Below are 3566 nucleotides of genomic sequence, written 5' to 3' on the forward strand. Positions count from 1 at the left end.
ATTGCGAACGCTGCGCTCGCGTGTGGGCAGGGTGATGCGCGATGTCGAACGGCAAGTCGAGCGGGTATCGGAGTCGGGCCGCATCGCATTGCTCGAACTGCCAGCGTGTGACGGAGATCAAGCATTGCGTCCAAACGGCTGCGAAGAAGATAGTGTGCTCATCGGCGAGGCTCGCAAACTTCCGGAAAGAAAATCAGATCGATCGTGTTTCTGGGGGTTCCACTCCCAACGCACTTCTTCCATCACTTGCTTCAACTGGCCCTGCGGAGTTCTGAAGGGACACCCTTCCGGTCCCGCTGAGTTTCAGCCTCAAGCCATTTCCCCCCAAACTGCGCAATCTGCCCAATCGGCAACCGCGCGCGCGGCGCCAGCTCACGCTCGGCGAGCGCATCGGGCAACGCTCGAGCATCGCCATGATGCGCCACTGAGATCATGCTCAACACCTCGAATCGCGCCGGCACAGCAAACGCCGCACGGAATGCATCGGCATCAAGCCCGCTCATCGCGTGCGCCGCCAAGCCTTGCGCGCTGGCTTGCAGCAACAGCGCCATCGCGGCCGCGCCGGCATCGTAGCTCGCAGTCGGATTCTCCGCGCCCTTTGACGTCAGCGTATCCGCCAGCACGGCGATCAACACCTGCGCGTGCGTATTCCACGACTGATTGAACGAGATCAGCGTCCCGAAGGCGCGCTCAAATGCATCGCGATCAAAAGCCTTTTCAAACACGACGAAGCGCCAAGGCTGCGCGTTGGATGCCGAAGGCGCCCAGCGCGCCGCTTCGAGCAAGCTCATCACCTCGGCATGTCCGACGGGACGATCCGCATACGCTCTTGGACTCCAGCGGTCCGCGATAAGAGGATGAATAGCAGTATCACCCGGTGCGGGACGAGGTGTCGTGGTGTGACGTTTTCGATGAATGGCAAAAGGCCGGGACATGAAAGTCCCGGCCGCAAGAACCTGCCCCATGTCACTCGGGATGATGGAAGGCGAAGCCCTCGGGCGTCTCGTCGACATAGCCCGCGAAAGGCGCCATGAAATGTCCCGGCAGCAGCAGCGCGCGCTGCTCGCAGGTCTTCTCCAGAATCCGGCGACGCGTTTCGGCGGATTGCTTCTGGTCGATGCAGCCGAAACAGCTCCAGTGCGGATACTTCACCTGGATCGGATGATGCAGGATGTCACCGGTCATCACGGCATGCGCGTCATTCGACTTCAGCCAGATCGCGACGTGACCCGGCGTATGACCCGGCGCCGGTTCGATGAACAGGCAGTCGGCGATTTCCGCGTAGTCGTCGATCATCATCGCCTGGCCCGCCTCGATCACCGGCAGCACGCTGTCCTTGTAGCCGAGGATGTGATGGCCCGTCGATTCCTTCGCGTAACGCGCCGCCCAATAATCGTTCTCGGTCTTCCCGAACACATACTTCGCGTTGGGAAAGGTCGGCACCCAGCGGTCGCCCACAAGCCGCGTATTCCAGCCGATGTGATCCGCATGCAGGTGTGTGCACAGCACATAGTCGATCTGCTCGGGCGTCGCACCTGCTTTCGCGAGGCGATCCAGATACGGTGTCTGCAGGTTGCACCAGTCGGGACGGCCGGGCCGCTCCTTGTCGTTGCCGACGCAACCATCGATCAGGATCTTGTGCCGCCCCGTGTCCAGCAACCACGAGTGCATGCTGAGGAGCATGCGGCCCGTGGCGGGATCGTAATGGCCCGGCGCGATCCACGAGAGGTTGTCTTCCACGTCCTGCGGCGTCGCCAGCGGGAAGAACTTGAGAAAGTCGAAGGACTTGTCGACGGTCTCTTCAACCAGCGTAGCCGTTACCTTGCCGATCCTGAAACGAATCACGATGCCTGTTCTCCCGACAGTCCGGTTGCGTGCGGCTGACGCGCCGCGCCTGTATCACGGTGCAGATTCTCTTCCAGCGAAGACAGTTCAACTCCGGCCGCTTCGCGCAGCGGCATGATGCCGAGCACCGAGACCACGGCCGCGAACACGATGTACGCCGCCAGCAGCCAGTAACCGCCCGCCCACATGACGAACAGCGCGGCGAGGATCGGCGTCGGGCCGCTCCAGATCACCGTGGCAAGCTGGTACGCCACCGAGACGCCGCTGTAGCGGATCGCGGCCGGATACTGCTCGCTGATGAGTGCGGGCTGCGCCGACAGCGTGCTGCCGAGGCCGAAGACCATCGCAACCGAGATCGCCGTGACGATCACCGGATAGCTGCCGGTATCGAGCATCCTGAAGAACGGGAAGATGAACGCGCCGAGGAAAATCATGCCGCCCATGTACACCTTCTTGCGGCCGATGCGGTCGGACAGCGCGCCGAAGATCGGCTGCGACAACAGCGTGAAGAAGGAACCGATCATCAGTGCGCGGATCGCGAGCGGCTTCTCGATGTGCAGGTTCTGCGTCAGGTACACCAGCGCATACACGGAGATCACGAAGAAGCTGGTGTTCTCGGCGGCCTGTGCGGCGACGATCTGCAGCGTGCGCTTCTTCTGCGTGGCGAGCACGGTGGCAATCGGCATCTTCTCGGCGGTGTGCGAGCGTTGCAGCTTCTGGAAGCTGGGCGACTCCGACACGCGACGGCGAATGATGATGCCCACCACCACCAGGATGCCGGACAGCAGGAACGGCACGCGCCATCCCCACGAAGCGAACTGCTCGGGCGTGGTGAACGCCGTCGTCAGGGCCATCACGCCGGTCGAGAGGATCAGTGCGGCCGAGATGCCCATCTGCGGCCACGCGCCATAGAAGCCGCGCTTCTTGGCGGGCGAGTGCTCGATCACCATCAGCGTGGCGCCGCCCCATTCGCCGCCCACGGCGAAGCCTTGCAGGAAGCGCAGCGTCGTCAGCAGGATGGGCGCGCCCAGGCCGATGCTTTCATATGTCGGCAACAGGCCGATCAGGAAGGTCACGCCGCCCATCATCACGAGACTCAGGACGAGCATTGCCTTGCGGCCGATCTTGTCGCCATAGTGGCCGAACACGATGCCGCCCACGGGACGCGCGATGAAGCCAATCGCGAAGCTCGCCAGCGCCGCGATGGTGCCGGCTACCGGATCGATGGCGGGGAAGAACAGCTTGTTGAAGACCAGCGCGGCGGCCGATCCGAAGATGAAGAAGTCGTACCACTCAAGCGTTGCGCCGATGGCGCTGGCGAATGAAACTCGCCGGATGTCCGAATCGTTGACCATGATGTCTCCTCTGCGTGTTGCGTATCGTTGGTTTTGTTTGAGTGGCGCTGTCAGACGCCGGGAATTTCGATTGTCAGCAACGGTGCGTGCTGCTGCGCGCCGAATGTGTCGCGCTCGCCCACGCTGCCCTGCGCCCACGAACGCTTCAGCGTCAGCTTGAAAGCACGCGCCGGGTCGAAGAACATCAGGGTCACGATGTCTTCCTTCTTCACGTTGTACAGCTTGCAGATCAGCGCTTCGGTCAGCACCCCGCTCGCCTTCACGCGCTCGTATAGCGTTGGTTCGTCGAAGATCACGTCGAACGTGATCTCGAACGGACCCGAGTTCTTGCTGCGCACCACCTTCGCCAGTTCGCGCAGCGTCTTG

At 62.4% G+C, this 3566-nt stretch carries 4 protein-coding genes; all 4 read right to left on the reverse strand.

The features are described from left to right. Positions 1–251: 251 nt before the first annotated feature. Entirely contained in the window at positions 252–935 is a 684-nt protein-coding gene (locus tag QCE64_RS36130) for a nitroreductase family protein (protein WP_310009131.1), read from the reverse strand. A gap of 31 nt (positions 936–966) precedes the next feature. Then, positions 967–1845, reverse strand: coding sequence for an MBL fold metallo-hydrolase (locus QCE64_RS36135; protein WP_310009127.1), 879 nt, complete (start codon positions 1843–1845; stop codon positions 967–969). After that, entirely contained in the window at positions 1842–3200 is a 1359-nt protein-coding gene (locus QCE64_RS36140) for an MFS transporter (RefSeq protein WP_309927938.1), read from the reverse strand. The genes QCE64_RS36135 and QCE64_RS36140 overlap by 4 nt, the downstream gene beginning before the upstream one ends. A 50-nt stretch (positions 3201–3250) precedes the next feature. Next, positions 3251–3566: DUF4387 domain-containing protein (locus QCE64_RS36145; RefSeq protein ID WP_310009129.1), on the reverse strand; the 316-nt coding region annotated here is incomplete at its 5' end.

This window comes from Caballeronia sp. LZ043, assembly GCF_031451075.1.
Classification (GTDB): Bacteria; Pseudomonadota; Gammaproteobacteria; order Burkholderiales; family Burkholderiaceae; genus Caballeronia.

Excerpts from the sequence above, each read along its gene's own strand:
- QCE64_RS36130 (WP_310009131.1), bottom strand. The coding sequence starts at position 935 with ATGTCCCGGCCTTTTGCCATTCATCGAAAACGTCACACCACGACACCT.
- QCE64_RS36140 (WP_309927938.1), bottom strand. The coding sequence starts at position 3,200 with ATGGTCAACGATTCGGACATCCGGCGAGTTTCATTCGCCAGCGCCATC.